Source organism: Bauldia sp., assembly GCF_965232525.1.
Taxonomy (GTDB): domain Bacteria; phylum Pseudomonadota; class Alphaproteobacteria; order Rhizobiales; family Kaistiaceae; genus Bauldia.
Map to the genome: position 1 here is coordinate 2261510 of NZ_OZ246980.1, position 22154 is coordinate 2283663.

The following is a 22154-nucleotide window of genomic DNA, read 5'->3' on the forward strand; positions in this document are numbered from 1 at the left end:
GCGGACCATAGCAAATCCGCGGAGCTGATCGGCGCGAACCGACGCTCTTTTGTTCTAGGTCTAGGTTTTGCGATCGGCGCCCGCTAGATTTCCGGCCGACGGGGCGGTCTGGGTGGAGAATGCGGTAATGAAGTATGCGTCAGTCATCGTCGCCGGGCTTGTCTGGGTGGGGGCAGTTGGTGGCGTTCAGGCGGCGTGCCAGGGCACGACAATCCTTTATCAGGACGGGTTCGAGCGGCTGCAACCCACATGGGGCAGTGAGACGGACTTTTTCCGGGTTGTCGATAACCAGTTGGAAGTGCGACCGCCGTCCGACACCTACTATTGGTCGGCCAACTCGGCCAACCTCTATGACGACATCGATATGTGCGTCACGATGACCACGCTCGCCGAGGGCGATCCGCTGGAATCCAAGGCGGGGCTGGTATTCTGGTACACCGACGTCAACAATTTCTACGTGTTCGAGCTGGCTCCCAACGGCAAGGCGTCGGTCTGGCGGCGCCAGCGCGGCAAGTGGCTGCCTCAGGTCGAGTGGCGCGACGCCGAAGGCGCCAACCAAGGCGACGGCGCGATCAACGAACTCAGGGTGACAACCCTCGGCAGCCAGGCGATCTTCTACGTTAACGATCAGCAATTTGAGAAGATCGAGGGAACGCCGCCGGACAACGGCCAGCAGATCGGCATCTTCGCCGCCTCGCCGCCGGATGGCGTCGCCGCCTTCGGCTTCGACAACCTGACGGTGACCAAGCCCTGATCGCTTTGCCGCATCCCTTACGATCGTACCGGTCGCGAGCGACCGGCACTGAGGTGCGGCCGTGAGCGTGTGGACCTGGATCGGCGACGCGGCCGAAAGCGGCGTCGATGCCGTGGGCGCCCTTTATGACTGGGTCAGCAGCGCCCTCGGCGGTATCGGCGACCGTGAAACTCGGCGTCAGGTGGCGTTCTCCATGGCACTGATCGCGCTGTCGGCCAAAATGGCCAAGGCCGACGGCGTCGTTACTCACGACGAAGTGGCTGCGTTCCAGCGCCTCTTTGTGACACCGGACTCCGAGACCGCGCACGTCGAACGGCTGTTCGATCTCGCCAAAAAGGACGTCGCCGGCTTCGAATCCTATGCCCGTAGGATCGCGATCTTGTTCGACGGCGATAACGAAGCGCTGGAGGATGTGGTCGATGGCCTGTTCACGATTGCCCGCGCGGATGGGGCGGTGCACGCCGCCGAGCTCGCCTATCTCGAGCGGGTGTCCGAGATCTTCGGCATCTCGGAGGATTGCTTCGATCGCATCTCGGCCCGGCATGTGGTGCCGGAAGAGGGGGACCCTTACCGGATTCTCGGCGTAGAGCGCAGTCTGACGGTGACCGAGATCGCTGCCCAATACCGCGTCCTCGCCGCCGAAAACCATCCGGACCGGCTGCTCGGCCGCGGGGTTCCGCCCGAGGCGGTGGCGCTCGCCCACGAGCGGATGGCGGCGATTAACCAGGCCTGGGAGCGGATCAAGCGTGAGCGCGGTTGACGGCGACCATCGGCCACGATCAGGCGACGATTTCGAAGTCGCCTGCCGACAATGCCAAGCCTACCTCCAATCGCGCAAAAAGAACTGCACCCGGTCCGTCCTGGCCATTCGCATCATAGAGCAGGTCCCCGGTCGACGCATCGTAGATGATGCGATCGTCTGCGTCGCCGGCGGCTGCACCGAGGACGAAAGCACCGGGGTTCAGCGCACCCGGAGAGAGGGCGGTGAATACATCGTCGTCGAGCACGATCTTGTCTAGGCCGAGTTGGAAATCCTTGATCTTGTCGACGTTCGATCCGGCATCGAGCGCCGTGTCGAACACGAACTTATCAGCGCCGCTGCCGCCGATCAGGATGTCGTTGCCGTCGCCACCGATGAGAGTGTCGTTGCCACCCTTGCCCTTGAGCTTGTCCTTTCCCTCAAGGCCTTCCAGTTTGTTTTTCTTGCTGTCTCCGGTCAGTGTGTCCGCTTTAGCTGTTCCTCGCGCGTTTTCGATTTTGATGAGCTTGTCGGTCTTACCAAACCCGTCTGTCGCCTTGCCTTTTGCGAGGTTAACCTCGACCGCCGCGACACCGCCGTAAAAACTGTCGAGTGTATAGTCGACGGTATCAGAGCCGCCTCGACCGTTTATGACATCGTTTCCCTTCATGGCCTGGATCTCGTTCGCCCCGGAATCGCCGACAAGCTTGTCCGCTCTGGCTGAACCGCGAATGTTCTCGAAGTTGACGAGCTTGTCCTTGTCGCCGAAGCCGTCGATTGCCTCACCCTTGGTGAGGTTGACTTCGACCTTCCCGGCGCCGCCCTCACGCACGTCCCAACTGTAATCAACCCAATCTATGCCGCCACGGCCATTGAGTGTGTCTTTGCCCTCAAGCCCCAAGAGCTCATCGGTTTCACTGCTGCCTTTGAGTGTGTCCTTGAACCGGGTCCCGCGTACGAGTTCGATGTTGGAAATCGTGTCCGTATCGCCGAACCCGTCAATTGCGGTCCCTGCGCCGAGATCGACAAACACGCCGCTCAATCCGCCGGCGTTGTCGTCGTTGGTGTAGTCGAGGATATCGAAGCCGTCTCGGCCGTCGATGGTGTCGTTTCCCGCCAACCCCTGGAAGAAGTTGGCCCAACCGTCATCGCCCAGGAGCGTGTCGGCCTTGCTCGTTCCTATGACGCCCTCGAACTCCGAGATCGTATCTTCATCGCCAAAGCCGTCGGTCGCTTTGCCGAGAGCGAAGTCGACTGTGACCGCGCCCGCGCCGCCAAAGTCGACGTCACTGTCATAATAGAGAAGATCGAAGCCGCCGCCGCCGATCAGTGTGTCGTTGCCACCAAGCCCACGAAAAGCGTTGTCAGAGAACTGATTGCCGTCGCCACCTTCGATATAGTCACCAAGATTGGTACCGAAGATCTCGTCGATATCGATGAGGGTATCGGTGTCGCCATAGGTATCCGTTGCGACGCCGGTCTTGAGATTGACGGTAACTGCGCCGCCCCCGTTTTCCTGTGAGTACTCGACACTGTCGTCGTTGTTTCCTCTTAGTATGTCGTCGCCACGGCCGCCGATCAGGATATCGAAATCATCGCCACCTCTGAGGATGTCGTTTCCAGCCCCCCCTTCAAGCCGATCGAATCCGCCGCGACCCTTGAGTAGATCGTTCCCACCCTTGCCACGAATAAGGTCGTCGCCATTTGTGCCGACAAGTTCGTTGTTTCCGCTGTCGCCTATAAGCTTTGCCAATGGTGCCTCCCAGCTTGCGCATCGGCACGGTCAAAGGAACAATATCTCTGCAACAACTGGTCGTACCGAGCATGGGGAGTACTACCAGAATATGTGAAGTGTAGCAATTTAGTGGTGTGGAAATTGATCTAGTTGCTTTTCGGTGGCTTGCTTCAGCAGATCTTTCGGAGGACGGACCTTGAGGCCGCGATCAACCAGGCCTGGGAGCGGATCAAGCGTGAGCGCGGTTGACGGTCGCCGTCGCGTGTCTCACACCGAGCGCCATGTCATCGTCCGCGATCATCGAGCAGTGCCCGTCGCCGAACCATGGGCCGCGGGCGACTGGCAAACCGGTCGATATCCTGCTCATCCATTACACCGGCATGACCAGCGGTGCTCGGGCACTGGAATGGCTCTGTAATCCGAAGTCCGCCGTTTCCAGCCACTACCTGGTGTTCGAAGACGGGCGCACGGTTCAACTCGTCGACGAGGGACAGAGGGCATGGCACGCCGGGCGGGCTTCATGGGCCGGCGAGACCGACATCAACTCCCGGTCGATCGGCATCGAACTGGTTCATCCCGGCCACGAACACGGCTATCGCGGGTTTGCTGCCCCCCAGATCGCCGCGCTGATCAACCTTTGCGCCGGCATTCTTTCGCGTAATCCGATCCCGCCGGCGCGGGTGTTGGCGCACTCCGATGCGGCGCCGGAGCGCAAGGACGACCCAGGCGAACTGTTCCCCTGGCAAGAACTCCATGCGGCCGGTATTGGCCATTGGGTCCCGCCGGTATCGGAAGCGGACAGTGTACCGATCGACCGCTCGGACAGCGAAGCGGTGGCCGCGTTCCAGTCGCGGCTGGCCACCTATGGCTATGGCATTGCGGTCGACGGCACCTATGCCGCCCGGACCGAGGCGGTGGTTCGAGCGTTCCAGCGCCATTTTCGACCGGGCAAAGTGGACGGCCTCGCCGATGGGTCGACGGTGGCGACCCTCGACGCCCTGCTTGCTGCGTTGCCCAACGCACCTTGACCGGTGGCGAGGCCGATGCCTATGTCTGAAGCGCCAGCTGGCCGGACGGCCGCTCCGGCAAGCGCCGAAAGGCAGCCGGGGAGGAAAGTCCGGGCTCCATGGAAGCACGGTGCCGGGTAACGCCCGGCGGGGGCGACCCCAGGGACAGTGCCACAGAAAGCAAACCGCCTGCCGCTTCGGCGGCCGGTAAGGGTGAAAGGGTGGGGTAAGAGCCCACCGCGGAACCGGCAACGGGACCGGCACGGTAAACCCCACCGGGAGCAAGACCGAATAGGGACGACGCGAGGGCTTCCCTCAGGCCGGTTTCCGGGTCAGTCGTCCGGGTAGGTTGCGTCAGGCGTTCGGCAACGGACGTCGCAGAGGAATGGCCGTAGCGTGGCGGCAACGCCGCGACACAGAACCCGGCTTACAGGCCAACTGGTATCGATGAGGCGCCGTCGTCCGAACAGGGCGGCGGCGCCGCCACATCGGCCACCGAAGCAGCCGGAAGCCTAATCTTACAAGCCCAAGCTGAACGGCAGCGGATCGGAATGATGGGCGATCATCTTCCAGGTTCCGCCTTCGCGCCGAAAGACGTTGGTTCCGCGCATGGTGAAGGTCACTGGGGCGCCGCTTTGGTCAAGGTTAGAGCTTCGAGCACGATGGTGCACCACGGCCATGTCTCCCGATATTGTCATGTGTCGATCGACCACCTCGATCGAACCGCTGAGCTTCATCGCCGCCTGCTTGATCCAATCGGCGTCAGTGACCTTCCATCCAATTTCGAACAGGTCCGGCTGCGGGCCCATGTAGATCACGTCGCTCTGGTGGGACCACAGCTTCTCCATGGGTGCGATGTCACCCTGGAATATCGCATTGAGCGCGGCGAAGAACGTCTCGTCCGCCGCCAGCACCTCGTCGGTGTCCGCCATTCTTGTCGTCTCCCTCTCTCTTGAGACATCAATCCTAAAGGACGAAATCGTCGGACGACAGGTCGGACAGTTTGATGTCCTCAAGGACGATCTTGTCCTTGCCGGGCAGGTCGATGATCAGCTTGTCCTTCTTGTCCGTCATCGCCGACTTGAGATCCTTAAAGCCGGAGAATCCGTGGTCGGAGAGGTCGAGGACGTCCTTACCTGGCTTGAAGTCGAAGACTGTGTCCTTGCCATCGCCATCCCTGTGGATGATCAGATCCCTGCCTTTGCCGGTTTCGATCGCGTCCTTACCTCGGCCACCGTCCACCACGGCGGCGCCCTTGATTTTCAGATCATCCTTGCCCCTCCCGCCGAAAATCTCACCGACAAGCGTGTCGACATTGATGCGCGCGGCGAATTCGGCGTCGAGAGCGTCAGCATTCGGTTTGTGGAGAAGGGTGTTGGCGCCTTGCCAAGGCGAATATCGCCCTCGACAAAACCGCCGACGCTTTTCAAGAAGTCCGCGCAACGACCGAGATTGACATCGCCGTAGGCAGTAACGCGCATCGATCACTCTATCTTGAGGGGGCAAATCAATTCTTAAGCCTAACGAACGATAAATTTTATGCCTCTTGGGTCCTGCACTTCGTTGACGGACCGTCAAATCCCATGGTATCCCATGTAATCCCAAGCGATGGGCGGAAGCTTGATTTTCCGGCCGATCGCGGGGGCGCCAGCAGGAGCCCGGAGGTTCGCCAATGCCTTCAGGGGGTTTCGCGTCTCGGTAGCCTTCGAGCGGGATCGCGACCGGAAGTGGTCGTGCGGCGAGGCAGACAGGGGCGATGGACGAGTTCGTTTCGACCTTCACCAACAAGCTCGACGCCAAGGGCCGGGTCTCGATTCCGGCGTCCTACCGCTCGGTGCTGGCGGTCGACGGTTTCGACGGGCTCTATTGCTGCCCGACCCTGGACCGTCAGGCTGTCGACGCCGGTGGCAACAAATTCCGCGAATTCATCCGCGCCAGCTTGGCCAATTTCGAGCCGTTCTCGGAGGATCATGAGCTCCTGTCGACAACGCTGATCGGCGAGAGCGAGATCCTGAAATACGACCGCGAAGGCCGGATGGTCCTGCCGGACACGATCCGCGATCACGCGGGGATCGGCGACCGGATCACCTTCGTCGGTCAGGGATACAAGTTTCAGATTTGGGAGCCGGAGCGCTTTGCCGCGTACCGGGAAGAGGCCAAGAACCGGCTGCGCGACCTGCGCAAGACGCTCGGCTCCACTCACCGCGCATCGGGCGCGACCAAGGGAGCAGGGGAATGATCGCGGGCCGCGACACAGAAGATCGTGTCGCTGGCGGACCGGCCCGCCACGTCCCTGTCTTACTCGACGAGGTCATGGAGACTCTCGCGCCCGACGCCGGTGAGGTCATTATCGACGGCACTTTCGGGGCCGGCGGCTACACGCGCCGTATCCTTGAAACCGGCGCCGATGTTTTGGCGATTGATCGCGATCCACGCGCCATTGTCCGCGGCCGGCCGCTTGCCGAGACCTATGGCAATCGCCTCACGCTGATCGAGGGGCGGTTTGCCGATCTCGACCGGCTGGCGGTGGCTTACGGTCACGAGCGGGTCAACGGGGTCGTCCTCGACGTCGGCGTCTCGTCGATGCAGCTCGATGAGGCCGATCGGGGCTTCGCCTTCCGCCTTGATGGCCCACTCGACATGCGGATGGGCGATACCGGCGCAACCGCCGCCGATGTCGTCAACGGCATGGAGCCGCGCGATCTTGCCCGGGTGATCACCGTGCTCGGTGAAGAGCGCCGGGCGCGCGCCGTCGTCGCTGCGATCGGTCGCGCCCGGGCCAAGGGCGCGATCACCCGCACCGCAGATCTCGCCGACATCGTCGCCGGTGCCGTCGGGCGCGGCAAACCCGGCGACATCCATCCGGCAACCCGCACGTTTCAGGCGCTCCGCATCTTCGTCAATCGCGAGCTCGACGAACTCGCCGAAGCGCTTGCCGCGTCCGAACGGGTGTTGTCGACCGGCGGCCGGCTGGTGGTCGTTGCCTTCCATTCCCTCGAAGACCGCATCGTCAAGCGCTTTTTGGCGGAGCGTTCGGCGACCCGGTCCGGCGGCTCGCGTCACACACCCGAGACCACCGTAGCGCCACCGACCTTCGAGCTTCTGACACGGCAGGCGGTCATGCCAGGGGCGGCGGAAATCGAGGCGAATCCGCGCGCGCGATCGGCGCGGCTGAGGGCCGGCCGACGGACCGCGGCGCCTCCGCGGGATTTGGACAAAGCCGCGATCGGGGTTCCGACGGTCCCGGACTGGCCGGGGAGGATGTGACGATGGGACGGATCTTCAGTGTTCTGCTGCTCGGCATAATGATCGCCGGCGCCATCGTCACCTACAACCTCAAGCACGAAGCCGAGGAGACCGCCAACAAAGTCGCGCGGCTCCACGCCAACGTTGCCCGAGAGCGCGAGGCGATCGCTCTGCTCAAGGCCGAGTGGAGTCTACTCACCCAGCCGAGCCGGCTGCAGACGCTGATTGCCAAGTACGACGATCATTTCCGACTCCAACCGTTCTCCGCCGAGCAGGTCGCGACTCTCGACGAGATACCCCTGCGGCCGACGGAAACGGAGGCCGAGGCCGCAACAACGCCGAATGCCGACGCACTTCCCGCCGAGGGAGAGGCAACCCAATGAGCGAAACCAGTTTCGACCATTTCCCCGAGTCCGTTGAGGACACCAAACCGGTTCTGGCTAGATCGCCGACACCGGGCGCTGCCATGCGCACCCGCATACGGGTTGCCATGGGCGTGTTCGCGCTCGCCTTCCTCGTCATCATCGGCCGCCTGGTCAGCTTCGGCATCATGGAGCCGGCCGCCGGCAATAGTTACGTCGATCCTAATGCGGCGATCGCCACCAGCCGTCCCGATCTGATCGATCGCAACGGTGAGGTGCTTGCCGCGGACATCAAGACCGCCTCGCTCTACGGCGAACCCCGCAACATCATCGATCCGGACGAGGCGGCGGAGCTGATCACCGGCGTACTCACCGACATCGATACGGCCAAACTGCGCAAGCGTCTCACCGGGGATGCCGGCTTTGTCTGGATCAAGCGCGAGATCACGCCGAAACAGCGGGCGAAGATCCATGCCCTGGGGGTACCCGGTATCGGTTTCCTCACCGAGAATCGGCGCTTCTACCCCGGCGGGCGGACTGCCGCTCACGTTCTGGGCGCCGTGAATGTCGATAACCAGGGGATCGCCGGTATCGAGAAACACGTCGACGACCGGTGGCTCGCCGACTTGCATGCCGCCGGCTTCGCCCGGGGCGAGGAACTCGACCCGGTCAAGCTGTCGATCGACGTCAGCGTTCAGCACATCGTTCGCGACGAGCTGGCCCAGGCGATGGAGCGCTACGGGGCGATCGCCGCCGGCGGGATCATCCTTAACGCCCATACCGGCGAAGTTCTGGCGATGGCCTCACTGCCGGACTATGACCCCAACGAGCCGGCGGACGCACTGAAGCCCGATCGGCTGAACCGGATTTCGGCCGGGGCGTTCGAGCTCGGCTCGATCTTCAAGAGCTTCACTTTCGCGATGGCGCTCGATTCCGGCACCGTGACGATGAACGACAGCATCGACGCCACCAAGCCGATCCGTGTACGTGGCCACACAATCAACGATTTCCACGGCAAATACCGTGTCCTCACGGTGCCCGAAGTGTTTATCTATTCGTCCAATATCGGTTCCGCGCGGATGGCTCTGGCGGTTGGCCAGGAAGGCCAGCAGGCGTATCTCAGACGGTTCGGCTTTTTCGACAAGGTCGCCACCGACCTGCCGGAAGTCGCCCGGCCGATCGTGCCGAAGAAATGGTCCGAGGTGACCGCGATGACCGTGGCCTTCGGTCATAGCCTGGCGGTGACTCCGCTGCAGGTGGCGGTCGCCGATGCGGCGCTGGTCAATGGCGGCAAGCTGATCCCGCCCACATTTCTGCCGCGCGGCCGGGCGGAGGCGGATGCGGTCGCCAGGCAAGTGGTCTCGCCGGAGACCAGCCGACATATGCGGACCCTGTTCGCTATGAATGTCGAGAAGGGCTCAGGCCGCCGCGCCGCCGTGCCCGGTTACAACGTCGGCGGCAAGACCGGAACGGCGGAAAAGGTCGTCGACGGCCGGTATTCGGACGACAAGCGGTTGAACTCCTTCCTCGCCACATTTCCGATGGACGACCCGCAATACGTCGTTCTGGTCATGCTTGACGAGCCGAAGCGGGCGAAAGATGGTGGCGGCGTCACGGCCGGCTGGAACGCCGCACCCACCGTCAGCGCGATCATCCGCCGCTCGGCGGCGCTCCTCGGGGTCAAGCCGCGGACCGTCGGCGAAGACGGCATTGTGCTCGTGTCAAACTGATGCAACGTCTCGAACCTCACACGCGAACCAAACGCGGACCATGCTTCTCGGGGACCTCGTCGCCACCGATCTGAGCCTTCCTCCACGGGCCGGTGCCATCGACATCACGGGGATAACGTCGGATAGCCGCGCGGTCGGGCGCGGCTTTCTGTTTGCCGCCCTGCGGGGTGTAGCTGTCGACGGTGCGCGCTTCGCAGGTGACGCCGTAGACGCCGGTGCATCCGCCGTGCTGGCCGCCGAAGACGCCGCGATTGATGTCGCCGTGCCGGTATTGCGCACCGCCGATCCGCGTCGTGCGCTGGCGCGGATGGCGGCGCGATTCCATCCGTTGCAGCCGGAAACGATTGTCGCGGTCACCGGCACGAGTGGCAAGACGTCGGTCGTTTCGTTCGTCCGCGAAATCTTCGCCGGGGTCGGGCAGGAGGGTGCGAGCCTCGGGACGGTCGGCGTGGTCAGCCGGCGATGGTCAGCTTACGGTCATCATACGACGCCGGATCCGATCGCGCTTCACCAGACGCTCGATCGGCTTGCCCGCGAAGGCGTCACCCACGCCGCGCTCGAAGCGTCGAGCCACGGGTTGGACCAGCGTCGCCTCGATGGTGTGCGGATTCGTGCCGCGGGGTTTACCAATCTCGGCCGCGATCACATGGACTACCACGCCACGGTCGCTGACTACCTTAACGCCAAGCTACGGCTGTTCGAGGTGATCCTGCCGGCCGATGGTGTCGCGGTGATCGACATGGACGGCGCTCGTGCCGACGCGGTCGCGGAGGTCGTGCGGCGTCGCGGGATCGCGATGACGCGGATCGGTCGCGCCGGGGCCGAAATTCGCGTCACCGCCATCGAACCCGATGTGGCCGGTCAGCGCCTTCAGTTCGAGGCCTTCGGAAAACCGTATGACGTGCTCTTTCCCTTGGCTGGCGCGTTTCAGGCGTCGAACGCGCTGGTCGCCGCCGGTCTGGCGATCGCCGCGGGTGTGTCGCCGGACGCCGCCTTTTCCGAGCTCGAACGGCTTAAGGGCGCGCCGGGTCGGCTGGAACGGGTCGGGCGCAAGGCCAATGGCGCGCCGGTTTTTGTCGACTATGCCCACAAGCCGGAGGCGATTACTGCGGCTCTCGCGGCGCTTCGCTCGATGACCAAGGGGCGGCTCCTCGTCGTGTTCGGCGCCGGTGGCGATCGTGATCCCGGAAAGCGGCCGCTGATGGGACAGGCTGCGGTCGCTGTAGCCGACGTCGTGATCGTGACCGACGACAATCCGCGCCACGAGGACCCGGCCATGATCCGTGCCGCGATCCGCGAGGGAGCGCCCGAGGCGATTGAGATCGCGGACCGGGCGAAGGCGATTGCCACTGCCATTCGAATGCTGGAGCCGGACGACGTGCTGTGCATCGCCGGCAAAGGTCATGAAACCGGCCAGATCGTCGGTGACGACGAGCGCCCCTTCTCTGATCATCAGGTGGTGCTTGCAGCCCTGGCAGCCGAGGAAGCAGCGTAGTGACAGCCGAGGAAACGCTCTGGACTTTCGAGGAACTCGTAAAAGCGATCGACGGGCGCCCGGTCGGACCGGCCCCGGAGGTGGTTACTGGAATCTCGATCGACAGCCGGACGATCAGCCGCGGTGATGTGTTCTTCGCCATTCGTGGCGACACTTTCGACGGCCACGCTTTCGTATCAATGGCGCTGGGTGCCGGCGCTGCGACTGCGGTCGTTTCCGAGTCGAAGCTCGCCTCGCTCGGCCACGTTTCCCGCTCGCTAGTGGTGGTCGACGACGTGCTGGTTGCCATGGTGGCACTCGCCCAGGCGGCGCGGGCCCGCAGCCAGGCCAGGATCGCGGCCGTCACCGGCAGTGTCGGCAAGACCGGCACCAAGGCGATGCTCGCCGCCGCGCTGGAGCCGAGCGGCTTGGTGCATGCCTCGCCGGCGTCGTTCAACAATCACTGGGGCGTACCCCTGTCGCTGGCACGGATGCGGCCGTCGGAACGCTTCGGCGTGTTCGAAATCGGGATGAACCATGCCGGCGAGATCGCCGCGCTGGTTCCGCTGGTCAAGCCGCAGGTGGCGATCATCACCACCATTGAGCCGGTTCATCTCGAATATTTCGACAGTGTCGAGGGCATCGCCCGCGCCAAGGCCGAGATATTCCTCGGCGTCACACCGGGTGGCGCCGCGGTGCTCAACCGCGACAACGTCTATTTCGATCTGTTGGTGTCGCTGGCGCAGGCGGCGGGCGTCGAGCGGGTTGTCTCATTCGGCGAGCACCCGGAGGCTGACGCCCGGCTTGAGGACGTCGATCTTGGCGCCGATCGGTCGAGCGCGCTCGCGACGATCCTCGGCCAGGAGATCGCATACGAGCTTGGCGCGCCCGGTCGCCACATGGTCCACAATAGCCTCGCCGTTCTCGCCACGACGTCGTTGCTCGGCGCCGACCTGGAAGGTGGTGCCGCCGCGCTTGGCCAAATCGGTGCGGAGCCCGGCCGCGGCGCCCGGCACCGGCTCGAGGTGCCCAACGGGATCGCGACGCTGATCGACGAGAGCTACAACGCCAATCCGGCGTCGATGCGCGCGGCGATCGCCCTTCTCGGCCAGGCCACCCCGGGCCCGAACGGCCGGCGGTTCGCCGTGCTTGGCGAGATGCGTGAACTCGGCGACGAGGCTGCGGCGATGCATGCCGGCCTCGCGACGCCACTTGTGGAAGCGGCGGTGGATGCCGTCTTTGTTGCCGGACCGATGATGGCGGCGCTCTGGGATGCCTTGCCTGAATCGCAGCGCGGCGGCTATGCGGAGACCGCGGCGGAGCTCGAGCCGGTGATTGCCGACATCCTCGGGGCGGGGGACGTGGTGATGATCAAGGGCTCCAACGCCAGCCGCATGGGGCCGCTGGCGGCCGTGCTGAAGGAACGGTTCGGGGCGCCACCGGCTGACGCGGGCGGTGGGCAGGGACGGGAAATCGCTTGATGTTTCATTATCTGAGCCAATTCGGCGACCAGATTTCCGTCCTCAACGTCTTTCGCTACATCACCTTCCGCACCGGCGGCGCGACGGTCACCGCGCTGCTGTTCTCGTTTGTCTTCGGCCCGACCATCATCGCCTCGCTTCGTATGCGCCAGGGCGGGGGCCAGCCAATCCGCGAGGACGGCCCCCAGAACCATCTGGTCTCCAAGAAGGGCACGCCGACGATGGGCGGCCTGATGATTCTGTCCGGGTTGGTGGTTTCGACCCTGCTGTGGGCCGATCTCTCCAGCGCTTACGTTTGGATCGTCCTGATGGTCACCCTCGGCTTTGGGCTGATCGGCCTTTACGACGACTATCTCAAGGTCACCCGCCAGACCCACAGGGGTTTCTCCGGCCGGGCTCGACTGGGGATCGAGTTCGTGATCGCCCTGATCGCCTGCTATCTCGTTGCGATGGTCGGGCAGGCGCCGCTGTCGACGGCGCTCACCTTCCCCTTCTTCAAGGATGTGATCGTCAATCTCGGCTGGTTCTTCGTGCCGCTCGCCGCGTTCGTCATTGTTGGTGCCGGCAACGCGGTGAACCTGACCGACGGCCTCGACGGCCTCGCCATCGTTCCGGTGATGATCGCTGCGGCGAGCTTCGGGGTGATCGCCTACCTGTCGGGCAACGCCGTGTTCGCCGACTACCTCCAGATTCACTTCACGCTGGGGACCGGCGAACTGGCGGTGATCTGCGGCGCGGTCATAGGCGCCGGGCTCGGCTTCCTGTGGTTCAATGCGCCGCCAGCTGCGATCTTCATGGGCGACACTGGCTCGCTGGCGCTCGGCGGGCTGATCGGCGCGGTCGCGGTCGCCACCAAGCACGAGATCGTGCTCGCCATCATCGGCGGCCTGTTTGTACTGGAAGCCGTCTCGGTGATCATCCAGGTCGCCTCGTTCAAGCTCACCGGCCGCCGCGTCTTCAAAATGGCGCCAATCCACCACCACTTCGAGCACCTCGGCTGGACCGAGCCGCAGATTGTTATCCGCTTCTGGATCATCGCGGTCATGCTGGCGCTGCTTGGCCTCTCGACACTGAAGATCAGGTAGCGATGATCCCGGCCACCAGCTTCAACGATCAGCGAGTCGCGGTCTTCGGACTGGGCGGCAGCGGTCGTGCGACGGCTGCCGCGTTGATCGCTGGTGGGGCGGACGTCGTGGCGTGGGACGATAGTCCCGATCGGGTTGGCGACGCCGAGGCCGACGGCATCCCGGTCGCCGATCTGAGAGACGCGGACTGGGCAGGCTTCACCGCGCTGCTCCTCGCGCCCGGCGTACCGCTGACTCATCCGGCGCCGCACTGGACCGTCGGTCGCGCCCGCGCTGCCGGGGTCGAGGTGATCGGCGACATCGAAGTCTTTTGTCGCGAGCGCCGCCGCCACGTTCCCGATGCGCCGTTCGTCGCTATCACCGGCACCAACGGCAAGTCGACGACGACCGCCCTGATCGGTCACCTGCTCGCCGTTGCCGGCCGGGATGCCCAGGTCGGCGGTAACATCGGCACGCCGGTGCTCGCCCTCGAGCCGCCGGCGACGGGCCGGTTCCACGTGATCGAGGTGTCCTCCTACCAGATCGATCTGGCCCCCAGCCTCGACCCGTCGATCGGTGTTCTCCTCAACATCACGCCGGATCACCTCGATCGGCACGGCACCTTCGCCCGCTATGCCGCGATCAAGGAGCGTCTCGTCGCTGCCGCCGATATCGCCATCATCGGTGTCGACGAGGGCCCGACCCAGGCGATTGCTGATCGCCTCGAGCGATCCGGGCGCAAAGTCATCCGCGTCTCGGCGCGGCGGCCATTGGCCGAGGGGTATTTCGTCGAGGGGGTGACTTTGCGGCGCGCTGATGCGGCAGCGTCGGAGGACGTCGCGCCGATCGCCGGCACCCCGGCGCTGCGCGGCGTGCATAATGGCGAGAACGCGGCGGCGGCCGTCGCGACTGCCGAAACCCTGGGCTTGAGCGGCGCGGACATCCGCAAAGGTCTCGTCAGTTTCCGCGGACTCCATCACCGGATGGAGGAGGTCGGTCGCCTCGGCCGAGTTCTGTTCGTCAACGATTCCAAGGCGACCAATGCCGACGCGGCGGCTAAGGCGCTGGCGAGTTTCGATCGCATCTATTGGATCGCCGGTGGCCGGGCAAAGGAGGGCGGGATCGCCGAGCTGGCGTCCTTCTTCCCGCGCATCGTCAAGGCCTATCTGATCGGCGAAGCAATGGACGTGTTCGCTGAAACCCTCGACGGCGAGGTTCCCTTCGAGCGATCAGGCACGCTTGTCGCGGCGGTGGGACAGGCGGCCCGTGACGCATCCGCCGATCGGGCGACGGAGCCGGTGGTCCTGTTGTCACCGGCCTGCGCGTCGTTCGATCAGTTCGACAATTTCGAGCGGCGCGGTGACGCGTTCCGCTCCGCGGCGCTGTCGCTTGATGGCGTCGAAGCCCGGGAGGAGGCAGCCTGATGGTCAGTCGCGCCGATCGCAGTCCGTTTTCCGAATGGTGGTGGACAGTGGACCGCCGCCTGCTCGCCGGGTTCATCACCCTGATGATCGGCGGCATCGTTCTGTCGCTGGCGGGGAGCCCCGCGGTCGCCGAGCGTTTCGGCTTCGACAGCTACCATTTCATCCACCGCCATCTGATCTTTTTCCTGCCGGCGCTGGCTGTGTTGATCGCGACGTCGTTCCTCACCCCGAAACAGGCGCGGCGGGCCTCGCTGGTCCTGCTCATCATATCGCTGATCCTGATGCTGGCGGTGCTGGTGGTCGGCACCGAAATCAACGGCTCTCGACGCTGGATCTCGATCATGGGTCTGTCGATCCAGCCGTCCGAGTTTGTCAAGCCGGCGTTCGTCGTCATCGTCGCCTGGCTGTTCGCCGAGAACGCGCGGCGGCCGGATATTCCCGGCAACCTGTTCGCTCTGATCCTGCTTGGCATCGTTGTCGCGCTGCTGATCGCCGAGCCGGATTTCGGCCAGACCATGCTGGTCGCGATCGCCTGGGGGGCGCTGTTCTTCATGGCCGGCGTGTCGTGGCTGTGGATTGCGCTTCTCGGCCTCGTCGCGATCGGCGGTGTCGTTGCCGCCTATATGATGCTGCCGCATGTCGCTGGGCGGGTCGATCGGTTCCTATCGCCCCAGTCCGGCGACACCTTCCAGATCGACAAGGCGATCGAGTCGATCCTGCAGGGCGGCTGGCTCGGGCGCGGCCCCGGCGAAGGCACGGTCAAACGCATTCTCCCCGACGCGCACACCGACTTCATTTTCGCGGTCGCGGCGGAGGAGTTCGGCGTCATCGTCTGCATCGGTCTGGTCATCGTCTTCATGCTGGTGGTCATCCGCGGGCTGTCCGGTGCGATCCGTCAGGAAGAGTCGTTCACACGACTGGCGGCTGCCGGTCTGGTGGTGCTGTTCGGCATCCAGACCGTCATCAACATGGCAGTGAACCTCAACCTCATGCCGGCCAAGGGCATGACCCTGCCGTTCATCTCCTACGGCGGATCGTCGATGATCGCGGTGGCGTTCGGCATGGGGCTCGTGCTGGCGCTGACCCGGCGGCGGCCGCAGACCATTCGCCGCCTCCCGCGCACGACGGTTCCGCAACCGGTCCCCGATCCGGCGTGAGCGGAACCGACGTGACGCAGCTCGTCCTGATCTCGGCTGGCGGGACCGGCGGCCATCTCTTTCCGGCCGAGGCACTGGCCCGCGCGCTGACGGCGCGGGGCTGGACCGTTCACCTTGCCTCCGATCATCGGGTCGACGCGCTGTCGGCAGATTTCCCGGCCGAAGCGATCCACATCATCCCGTCAGCGACGCCGGGCAAGAATCCGCTGACCGCGTTGCGTGCGGCGTTTCGCTTGGCACGGGGATATCTCGCCGCCCGGCGCATCGTGGCGCGGACGCGGCCGCACGTGGCGATCGGCTTCGGCGGCTACCCGACGGTACCGCCGATGCTGGCGGCGGCGCGTGCCGGCGTTCCGGCAATCGTCCACGACCAGAACGCGGTGATCGGTCGCGCCAACCGCTTCCTCGCGCCGCACATGACCGCGATCGCTACGGCGGTTGACGTCGTGGTGGGCGCGGAGCCGTTTCGCCAACGCACGGTGAAGACCGGTAACCCGGTCCGCGCGGCTGTACGGAAGGCGGCGGAGACGCCCTATCCCGAACGGACCGACGACAAGCCGTTTCGGCTACTGGCGTTCGGCGGCAGCCAGGGTGCCCGATTCCTCTCCGATCTCGTACCGGCCGCGGTCGCTGAACTCGACGCGGATCACCGCCGCCGGCTGACAATCGTTCAGCAATGCCGACCGGAAGACCTCGACCGGGTCGCCGAGGCCTACCGCACACTCGGCGTCGAAGCCGAACTGAAGACGTTCTTCGACGACATGCCGGCGCGGATTGCCTGGAGTCATCTGGTGGTCTCGCGCTCCGGTGCCTCGACGGTCGCCGAACTCGCCGTGATCGGACGCCCGGCGATGATGGTGCCGTTGCCGCATGCGCTCGATCAGGATCAGAAGGCCAATGCGACAATTCTCGCCACGGCCGGCGGTGGGTGGATGGTCGAACAAAGTGATATGACCCCCACGGTGCTGGCCGAGCACCTGACCAAAGGAATCACAGATCCGGGACGCCTGCAGGCAGCGGCGCAAGCGGCTGGGGGCATCGGCCAACCGGATGCAGTGGAAAACCTCGCCGATCTGGTCGAGCGGGTGGCGAAGGACAAGCGCGTGGAGAGAACGCCGGCATGACCATGACCGGGGACATCGGGCCGGTTCATTTCGTTGGCATCGGCGGCATCGGCATGAGCGGCATTGCCGAGGTGCTGGTCAATCTCGGCTACACCGTTCAGGGCTCGGACATCGCCGAAAACGCCAACGTCCAGCGCCTGCGCGACAAGGGCGTATCGATCTCCATTGGCCACGACGGGGCAAATCTCGGGGCGGCACAGGTGGTTGTCGTGTCGTCGGCGATCAAGCGCGATAATCCGGAACTGGAGGCGGCACGCGAGCGGTTGCTCCCGGTGGTTCGCCGCGCCGAGATGCTGGCGCAGCTTACCCGCCTCAAACAGGCGATCGCCATCGCCGGCACCCACGGCAAAACGACCACCACGTCGATGATCGCCGCGCTGCTGGATGCCGGCGGCTTCGACCCGACCGTAATCAATGGCGGGATCATCAACGCTTACGGCACCAATGCGCGGCTCGGCGAAAGCGACTGGATGGTGGTCGAGGCCGACGAGTCGGACGGCACGTTCGTGAAGCTACCCATCGACGTGGCTCTGGTCACCAATATCGACCCCGAGCATCTCGATCACTACGGCGACTTCGACGCTATCCGGCTGGCGTTTCGCCAGTTCATCGAAAATGTGCCGTTTTACGGCTTCGCCGTGATGTGCATCGATCATCCCGAGGTCCAGTCGCTGATCGGCCAGATCGAGGACAGGCGGATCATCACCTACGGCGCCAGCCCGCAGGCCGACGTTCGTTTTGTCGACGTCCATGTCGAAAATCGCAGGACGCTGTTTTCGGTGATTATTCGCGATCGCATGGATGGACCGTCGCGGCGGATCGATGGGCTCTCGCTGGCGATCCCCGGCGAGCACAACGTCCAGAACGCCACCGGCGCCATCGCCATCGCCCATCATCTCGGCGTCGTCGACGATGCCATCCGTTCCGGCCTTGCCGGGTTCGGCGGGGTCAAGCGGCGCTTCACTCATACCGGTACCTGGGAAGGCGTCGAGATCTTCGATGACTACGCCCACCATCCCGTGGAGATATCCGCCGTACTGAAAGCGGCGCGGTCGGTTGCGCCGGGCAAGGTGGTGGCGGTGGTCCAGCCCCATCGCTATACGCGGCTCCGCGATCTGTTTGACGGTTTCTGCGCCTGCTTCAACGACGCTGACACGGTCGTGGTCGCGCCGGTCTATCCGGCGGGCGAGGCGCCGATCGAAGGCTTCGACGGTGCCGCTCTGGTGGAGGGGCTGAAGACGCGCGGCCATCGCGACGCACGACTGTTACCGGCGCGGGAGGATCTCGCGCCGATGATTGGCGAGATTGCCCGTGACGGCGATACGGTCGTATGCCTCGGCGCCGGCTCGATCAGCCAATGGGCCTACGCGCTGCCGGAGGAACTGGCGGCGCTCCGCCCCGCGTCATAGAACGGTCGCCATGGTCGCCTGCCTTGCACTTCGCCATGTCCCCTTCGAGGACGTTGGGCTGCTGGCCGCGCTTTTCGCCGAGCGCGGCTGGGACCTCCGCTATCTCGATGTCGGAACCGACGCGATCGACGAATTCGCGATTATGGACGCCGACCTTGTGGTGGCTCTCGGCGGCCCGATCAGCGTCAACGACGTGGGCCAGTATCCGTTTCTCGAAGCCGAGATTAGGGCTCTGCGGGCTCGGCTGGCCGCCGATCGACCGACCTTGGGTGTTTGCCTCGGTGCCCAACTGATCGCCCGGGCGCTCGACGCTGAGGTATCGAAAGCGCCCGCACGCGAGATTGGCTGGGCGCCGATCGCATTGACTGATGCGGGTCGGGACTCTGTCCTGGCGCCGCTCACCGATGTTCCGGTGCTCCACTGGCATGGGGAAAACGTGGCATTGCCGGACGGGGCGAAGCGTTTGGCACACACCGATGTCTGCCCCAATCAGGCATTCGCGCTCGGCTCGCGCATCCTCGGCCTGCAGTTCCACCTCGAGGTCGACCCCGATCGCTTGGAGCCTTGGCTGGTTGGTCACACGGTTGAACTCGGCGTGGCTGGAATCGATCCGGTCACGATCCGCGAACAGGCGATCCGCTTCGGACCAGCCACCGTGAAATCCGGACGGCGGGTGTTGTCGACATGGCTGGATGGCGCGGGCATCGACGCACGACCACCCGATCACGGCAGGGCGGTCGATGCCTCTGATTGACGCTATCGACACCGAGGGTATCCGCGGCCGCATATCGGTGGACGCGCCGCTAGCGCCGTTCACCTGGTTTCGGGTTGGCGGACCGGCGGAGGTTCTGTTCCAGCCAGCGGACGCGGACGACCTGGCGCTATTCCTGCAGCGGCTCGATCCGGCGGTTCCGGTGTTGGTCATTGGCGTCGGGTCGAACCTATTGGTCCGCGATGGCGGCATTGACGGCGTCGTCATTCGACTGACGGCAAAAGGCTTCGGGCACGCGGTCCGCGAAGATGGGAACCACATCCGCGCCGGCACGGCGCTTCCTGACAAGCGCCTCGCCGCCTTCGCCCGCGACCAAGGCCTGAGCGGCTTCGCCTTTTTCCATGGCGTCCCCGGCACCGTCGGCGGGGCGTTACGGATGAACGCGGGGGCCAACGGTGTCGAGACCCGCGAACGATTGGTCGCAGCCCATGCGGTCGATCGGTCTGGGAAGCGCCACACGCTGACCAATGAGGAGATGGGTTTCTCCTATCGGCATTCCGCCACGCCTGGCGACTTGATCTTCACGGAGGCGGTCTTCGCCGGAATGCCGGACGATCCCGAAGCGATCCAGGCGGCGATGGACTCCGTCGACGCCCATCGCGAAGCGGCACAGCCGATCCGTGACAAGACCGGCGGTTCGACCTTCACCAATCCGCCGGGCGGCAAGGCGTGGCAACTGGTCGATGCTGCGGGCTGCCGCGGCCTGCGGGTGGGCGGCGCCATGGTCTCCGAGAAGCATTGCAACTTCCTGATCAACGACCAGGACGCCTCCGCCTACGACTTGGAGCGGCTCGGTGAGACGGTGCGGGCGCGGGTGCTGGACACCAGCGGCATCCGTCTCGAATGGGAAATCCGCCGGGTCGGCCGATTTGCTGGGAACCGCACCGTCGCACCGTTTCTGGGTGAGGGGTGACCGGAATATCGTTGGTTTAGGTTGATACTATCGGGGGTTGGGTATACATCTACCCTGATAAGGGTAGAAAGGTACCTTCATGGGCATCAACATCAAAAATCCGGAAACAGTCCGGCTGATCGATGAACTCGCCGAACTCACCGGCGAGGGCAAGACGGAGGCGGTGACAAAGGCGGTCAGGGAGCGGATTGCCAGCTTTCGCCAGACGCAGGGACGTTTGGAAAAGATGATTGCCATCGCTGACGAGATGGCGCCGCTTTTCAAGCCACCATACGACACAATCGACCACGACGAGCTGCTCTACGACAAGAAAACGGGTTTACCCAAGTGATCGTCGATACGTCGGTGGTTGTCGCCATCGTTCGCAAAGAGGCGGAGCGCGCAGCATTCCTCAAGGCTCTCGACGAGCAAGACGTCAATCGATTTTCGGCCGCGTCTCTTCTCGAAGCATCCATCGTTGTTGATGGGAGCAGAGATCCCGTTCTCAGCCGCCGTTTTGACGACTTCCTCGCGGCGGCCGAAATGGTCATCGAACCTGTCACCGAGCGCCAGGCGCGGATCGCCCGTGAGGCCTATCGCGACTTCGGCCGCGGTAGCGGCCATCCCGCCAATCTCAATTTCGGCGACTGCTTCGCCTACGCACTCGCCAAGGATTGCGGCGAGCCGCTGTTGTTCAAAGGCAACGATTTCTCCGAAACCGACATTAGCCCCGCCGTGGCCAACAATCGCGATCGTGGTTAACGCTTCTTAACCACTTTTCTCCATAGTCTCGGCCTTCAGTTCCGCCGCGAATCGGCGGGGAGGTCGAGAATGAGTCATGTGGCGGTGTTGATGGGTGGCTGGTCGGCCGAGCGACCGGTGTCGCTGTCGTCCGGCAACGCCTGCGCCGATGCGCTGGAGGCCGATGGCTTCCAGGTGACGCGTGTCGATGTCGGGCGCGATGTCGCCGAGGTGTTGGCCCGGCTGAAGCCGGACGTCGCCTTCAATGCGCTGCACGGTCCGTTCGGTGAGGATGGCTGCATCCAGGGCATCCTCGAAATCCTGGCGATCCCCTACACTCATTCCGGCGTGCTGGCCTCGTCGCTGGCGATGAACAAGCCTAAGGCCAACGACGTGATGCGGGCGGCTGGCATTCCGGTGTCCGATCCGATCCTGGTGCATCGGCTCGAAGCGGCCGAGTCCCACCTCATGCAACCGCCCTATGTGATCAAGCCGCCGGCGGAGGGTTCCACCTTCGGTGTCTTCATCGTCAAGGAAGACGCGACTCATCCGCCACAGGAGCTTTTTTCGGACGATTGGGCCTTCGGCGATCTGGTGATGGTCGAACGTTACGTCGGCGGACGCGAGTTAACTTGTGGTGTCCGTGGCGACGAATCGCTTGAAGTTATTGATATTATTACGGAAACAGGACTGTATGACTACCACGCCAAGTACGCGATCGGTGGCTCTCGCCACATTCTTCCGGCCGAAATTTTACCAGATGTTTACCAAAACATACGGATGTTGGCGTTGCGGGCTCATCAGGCCCTGGGCTGTCGAGGCGTCAGTCGCGCCGACTTTCGTTACGACGATCGCCCTGGCGGGACGGGGGACCTCATTTGCCTCGAGGTCAACACCCAGCCCGGCATGACGGCGACATCCCTGGTTCCGGAGATGGCCGCCTATTTGGGCATGGATTTTCAGGCCCTGGTGCGATGGATGGTGGAGGACGCGTCTTGCGGCCGGTAGCGACGCAGACAGAGACGGAGCGGAACGAACGATCG

The 22154-nt window shown here is 64.2% G+C and carries 22 protein-coding genes and 1 other RNA gene; 20 read left to right on the forward strand and 3 right to left on the reverse strand.

The features are described from left to right. Window positions 1-127 precede the first annotated feature (127 nt). Complete coding sequence (locus tag ACO076_RS10740; protein WP_421722828.1) at window positions 128-754, forward strand: hypothetical protein; 627 nt, start codon at window positions 128-130, stop codon at window positions 752-754. Window positions 755-815: 61 nt separating this feature from the next. After that, on the forward strand, window positions 816-1514 hold the full coding sequence (locus tag ACO076_RS10745; protein WP_421722829.1) for a TerB family tellurite resistance protein: 699 nt from the start codon (window positions 816-818) through the stop codon (window positions 1512-1514). A 19-nt stretch (window positions 1515-1533) separates the two neighbouring features. On the opposite strand, the gene ACO076_RS10750 is transcribed toward ACO076_RS10745, so the two are convergent. Then, window positions 1534-3246, reverse strand: a complete 1713-nt coding sequence (locus tag ACO076_RS10750; protein WP_421722830.1) for a calcium-binding protein — start codon at window positions 3244-3246, stop codon at window positions 1534-1536. A 263-nt stretch (window positions 3247-3509) separates the two neighbouring features. Between ACO076_RS10750 and ACO076_RS10755 the strand changes: the two genes are divergently transcribed. Continuing rightward, entirely contained in the window at window positions 3510-4256 is a 747-nt protein-coding gene (locus ACO076_RS10755; protein WP_421722831.1) for an N-acetylmuramoyl-L-alanine amidase, read from the forward strand. Window positions 4257-4289: 33 nt separating this feature from the next. Then, an RNA gene (rnpB, locus tag ACO076_RS10760) (RNase P RNA component class A) lies at window positions 4290-4681 on the forward strand. 72 nt (window positions 4682-4753) lie between these two features. Here the strand turns inward: rnpB and ACO076_RS10765 are convergent. Both ACO076_RS10765 and ACO076_RS10770 read right to left on the reverse strand, forming a co-directional pair. After that, entirely contained in the window at window positions 4754-5167 is a 414-nt protein-coding gene (locus ACO076_RS10765; protein ID WP_421722832.1) for a YybH family protein, read from the reverse strand. A gap of 34 nt (window positions 5168-5201) precedes the next feature. Continuing rightward, entirely contained in the window at window positions 5202-5678 is a 477-nt protein-coding gene (locus ACO076_RS10770) for a hypothetical protein (protein ID WP_421722833.1), read from the reverse strand. Window positions 5679-5991: 313 nt separating this feature from the next. Between ACO076_RS10770 and mraZ the strand changes: the two genes are divergently transcribed. The 16 genes from mraZ (at window position 5992) to ACO076_RS10850 (ending at window position 22119) form a co-directional block, all read left to right on the forward strand. Beyond that, complete coding sequence (gene mraZ, locus ACO076_RS10775; protein WP_421722834.1) at window positions 5992-6474, forward strand: division/cell wall cluster transcriptional repressor MraZ; 483 nt, start codon at window positions 5992-5994, stop codon at window positions 6472-6474. Continuing rightward, complete coding sequence (gene rsmH, locus ACO076_RS10780; RefSeq protein WP_421722835.1) at window positions 6471-7502, forward strand: 16S rRNA (cytosine(1402)-N(4))-methyltransferase RsmH; 1032 nt, start codon at window positions 6471-6473, stop codon at window positions 7500-7502. Before mraZ ends, rsmH begins: the two co-directional genes overlap by 4 nt. Before the next feature lie 2 nt (window positions 7503-7504). Continuing rightward, window positions 7505-7864 carry a cell division protein FtsL gene (gene ftsL, locus ACO076_RS10785; RefSeq protein ID WP_421722836.1) on the forward strand — a complete coding sequence of 120 codons (360 nt, stop codon included), beginning with the start codon at window positions 7505-7507 and terminating at the stop codon, window positions 7862-7864. Continuing rightward, window positions 7861-9573, forward strand: coding sequence for a peptidoglycan D,D-transpeptidase FtsI family protein (locus ACO076_RS10790; protein WP_421722837.1), 1713 nt, complete (start codon window positions 7861-7863; stop codon window positions 9571-9573). Before ftsL ends, ACO076_RS10790 begins: the two co-directional genes overlap by 4 nt. Window positions 9574-9613: 40 nt before the next feature. Continuing rightward, entirely contained in the window at window positions 9614-11068 is a 1455-nt protein-coding gene (locus ACO076_RS10795; protein ID WP_421722838.1) for a UDP-N-acetylmuramoyl-L-alanyl-D-glutamate--2,6-diaminopimelate ligase, read from the forward strand. Continuing rightward, entirely contained in the window at window positions 11068-12528 is a 1461-nt protein-coding gene (locus ACO076_RS10800) for a UDP-N-acetylmuramoylalanyl-D-glutamyl-2,6-diaminopimelate--D-alanyl-D-alanine ligase (RefSeq protein ID WP_421722839.1), read from the forward strand. The genes ACO076_RS10795 and ACO076_RS10800 overlap by 1 nt, the downstream gene beginning before the upstream one ends. Next, entirely contained in the window at window positions 12528-13613 is a 1086-nt protein-coding gene (mraY, locus tag ACO076_RS10805; RefSeq protein ID WP_421722840.1) for a phospho-N-acetylmuramoyl-pentapeptide-transferase, read from the forward strand. The genes ACO076_RS10800 and mraY overlap by 1 nt, the downstream gene beginning before the upstream one ends. A gap of 2 nt (window positions 13614-13615) precedes the next feature. Then, the gene (murD, locus tag ACO076_RS10810) at window positions 13616-15016 is read left to right on the forward strand and encodes a UDP-N-acetylmuramoyl-L-alanine--D-glutamate ligase (protein WP_421722841.1); all 1401 of its coding nucleotides are present in this window, start codon (window positions 13616-13618) and stop codon (window positions 15014-15016) included. Then, window positions 15016-16173 carry a putative lipid II flippase FtsW gene (ftsW, locus tag ACO076_RS10815; RefSeq protein ID WP_421722842.1) on the forward strand — a complete coding sequence of 386 codons (1158 nt, stop codon included), beginning with the start codon at window positions 15016-15018 and terminating at the stop codon, window positions 16171-16173. Before murD ends, ftsW begins: the two co-directional genes overlap by 1 nt. An 11-nt stretch (window positions 16174-16184) precedes the next feature. Beyond that, window positions 16185-17297, forward strand: a complete 1113-nt coding sequence (gene murG, locus ACO076_RS10820) for an undecaprenyldiphospho-muramoylpentapeptide beta-N-acetylglucosaminyltransferase (protein ID WP_421722843.1) — start codon at window positions 16185-16187, stop codon at window positions 17295-17297. Beyond that, window positions 17294-18706 carry a UDP-N-acetylmuramate--L-alanine ligase gene (gene murC / locus ACO076_RS10825; protein ID WP_421722844.1) on the forward strand — a complete coding sequence of 471 codons (1413 nt, stop codon included), beginning with the start codon at window positions 17294-17296 and terminating at the stop codon, window positions 18704-18706. The genes murG and murC overlap by 4 nt, the downstream gene beginning before the upstream one ends. A gap of 10 nt (window positions 18707-18716) precedes the next feature. Next, the gene (locus ACO076_RS10830) at window positions 18717-19460 is read left to right on the forward strand and encodes a glutamine amidotransferase (protein ID WP_421722845.1); all 744 of its coding nucleotides are present in this window, start codon (window positions 18717-18719) and stop codon (window positions 19458-19460) included. Next, the gene (murB, locus tag ACO076_RS10835) at window positions 19447-20391 is read left to right on the forward strand and encodes a UDP-N-acetylmuramate dehydrogenase (protein ID WP_421722846.1); all 945 of its coding nucleotides are present in this window, start codon (window positions 19447-19449) and stop codon (window positions 20389-20391) included. The genes ACO076_RS10830 and murB overlap by 14 nt, the downstream gene beginning before the upstream one ends. A gap of 79 nt (window positions 20392-20470) precedes the next feature. Next, complete coding sequence (locus ACO076_RS10840; RefSeq protein ID WP_421722847.1) at window positions 20471-20722, forward strand: type II toxin-antitoxin system VapB family antitoxin; 252 nt, start codon at window positions 20471-20473, stop codon at window positions 20720-20722. Beyond that, on the forward strand, window positions 20719-21132 hold the full coding sequence (locus tag ACO076_RS10845; protein WP_421722848.1) for a type II toxin-antitoxin system VapC family toxin: 414 nt from the start codon (window positions 20719-20721) through the stop codon (window positions 21130-21132). Before ACO076_RS10840 ends, ACO076_RS10845 begins: the two co-directional genes overlap by 4 nt. A 69-nt stretch (window positions 21133-21201) precedes the next feature. After that, complete coding sequence (locus tag ACO076_RS10850; RefSeq protein ID WP_421722849.1) at window positions 21202-22119, forward strand: D-alanine--D-alanine ligase; 918 nt, start codon at window positions 21202-21204, stop codon at window positions 22117-22119. The last annotated feature ends 35 nt before the right edge of the window (window positions 22120-22154 follow it).

What these genes read in the sequence shown, in the direction of transcription:
- murC (WP_421722844.1), top strand. Translation starts at nt 17,294, where the DNA reads ATGACCATGACCGGGGACATCGGGCCGGTTCATTTCGTTGGCATCGGC.
- murD (WP_421722841.1), top strand. Translation starts at nt 13,616, where the DNA reads ATGATCCCGGCCACCAGCTTCAACGATCAGCGAGTCGCGGTCTTCGGA.
- mraZ (WP_421722834.1), top strand. Translation starts at nt 5,992, where the DNA reads ATGGACGAGTTCGTTTCGACCTTCACCAACAAGCTCGACGCCAAGGGC.
- ACO076_RS10790 (WP_421722837.1), top strand. Translation starts at nt 7,861, where the DNA reads ATGAGCGAAACCAGTTTCGACCATTTCCCCGAGTCCGTTGAGGACACC.
- ftsW (WP_421722842.1), top strand. Translation starts at nt 15,016, where the DNA reads ATGGTCAGTCGCGCCGATCGCAGTCCGTTTTCCGAATGGTGGTGGACA.
- rsmH (WP_421722835.1), top strand. Translation starts at nt 6,471, where the DNA reads ATGATCGCGGGCCGCGACACAGAAGATCGTGTCGCTGGCGGACCGGCC.
- ACO076_RS10850 (WP_421722849.1), top strand. Translation starts at nt 21,202, where the DNA reads ATGAGTCATGTGGCGGTGTTGATGGGTGGCTGGTCGGCCGAGCGACCG.
- ACO076_RS10740 (WP_421722828.1), top strand. Translation starts at nt 128, where the DNA reads ATGAAGTATGCGTCAGTCATCGTCGCCGGGCTTGTCTGGGTGGGGGCA.
- ACO076_RS10840 (WP_421722847.1), top strand. Translation starts at nt 20,471, where the DNA reads ATGGGCATCAACATCAAAAATCCGGAAACAGTCCGGCTGATCGATGAA.
- ACO076_RS10755 (WP_421722831.1), top strand. Translation starts at nt 3,510, where the DNA reads ATGTCATCGTCCGCGATCATCGAGCAGTGCCCGTCGCCGAACCATGGG.
- ACO076_RS10795 (WP_421722838.1), top strand. Translation starts at nt 9,614, where the DNA reads ATGCTTCTCGGGGACCTCGTCGCCACCGATCTGAGCCTTCCTCCACGG.
- ftsL (WP_421722836.1), top strand. Translation starts at nt 7,505, where the DNA reads ATGGGACGGATCTTCAGTGTTCTGCTGCTCGGCATAATGATCGCCGGC.
- ACO076_RS10830 (WP_421722845.1), top strand. Translation starts at nt 18,717, where the DNA reads ATGGTCGCCTGCCTTGCACTTCGCCATGTCCCCTTCGAGGACGTTGGG.
- mraY (WP_421722840.1), top strand. Translation starts at nt 12,528, where the DNA reads ATGTTTCATTATCTGAGCCAATTCGGCGACCAGATTTCCGTCCTCAAC.
- ACO076_RS10765 (WP_421722832.1), bottom strand. Translation starts at nt 5,167, where the DNA reads ATGGCGGACACCGACGAGGTGCTGGCGGCGGACGAGACGTTCTTCGCC.
- murB (WP_421722846.1), top strand. Translation starts at nt 19,447, where the DNA reads ATGCCTCTGATTGACGCTATCGACACCGAGGGTATCCGCGGCCGCATA.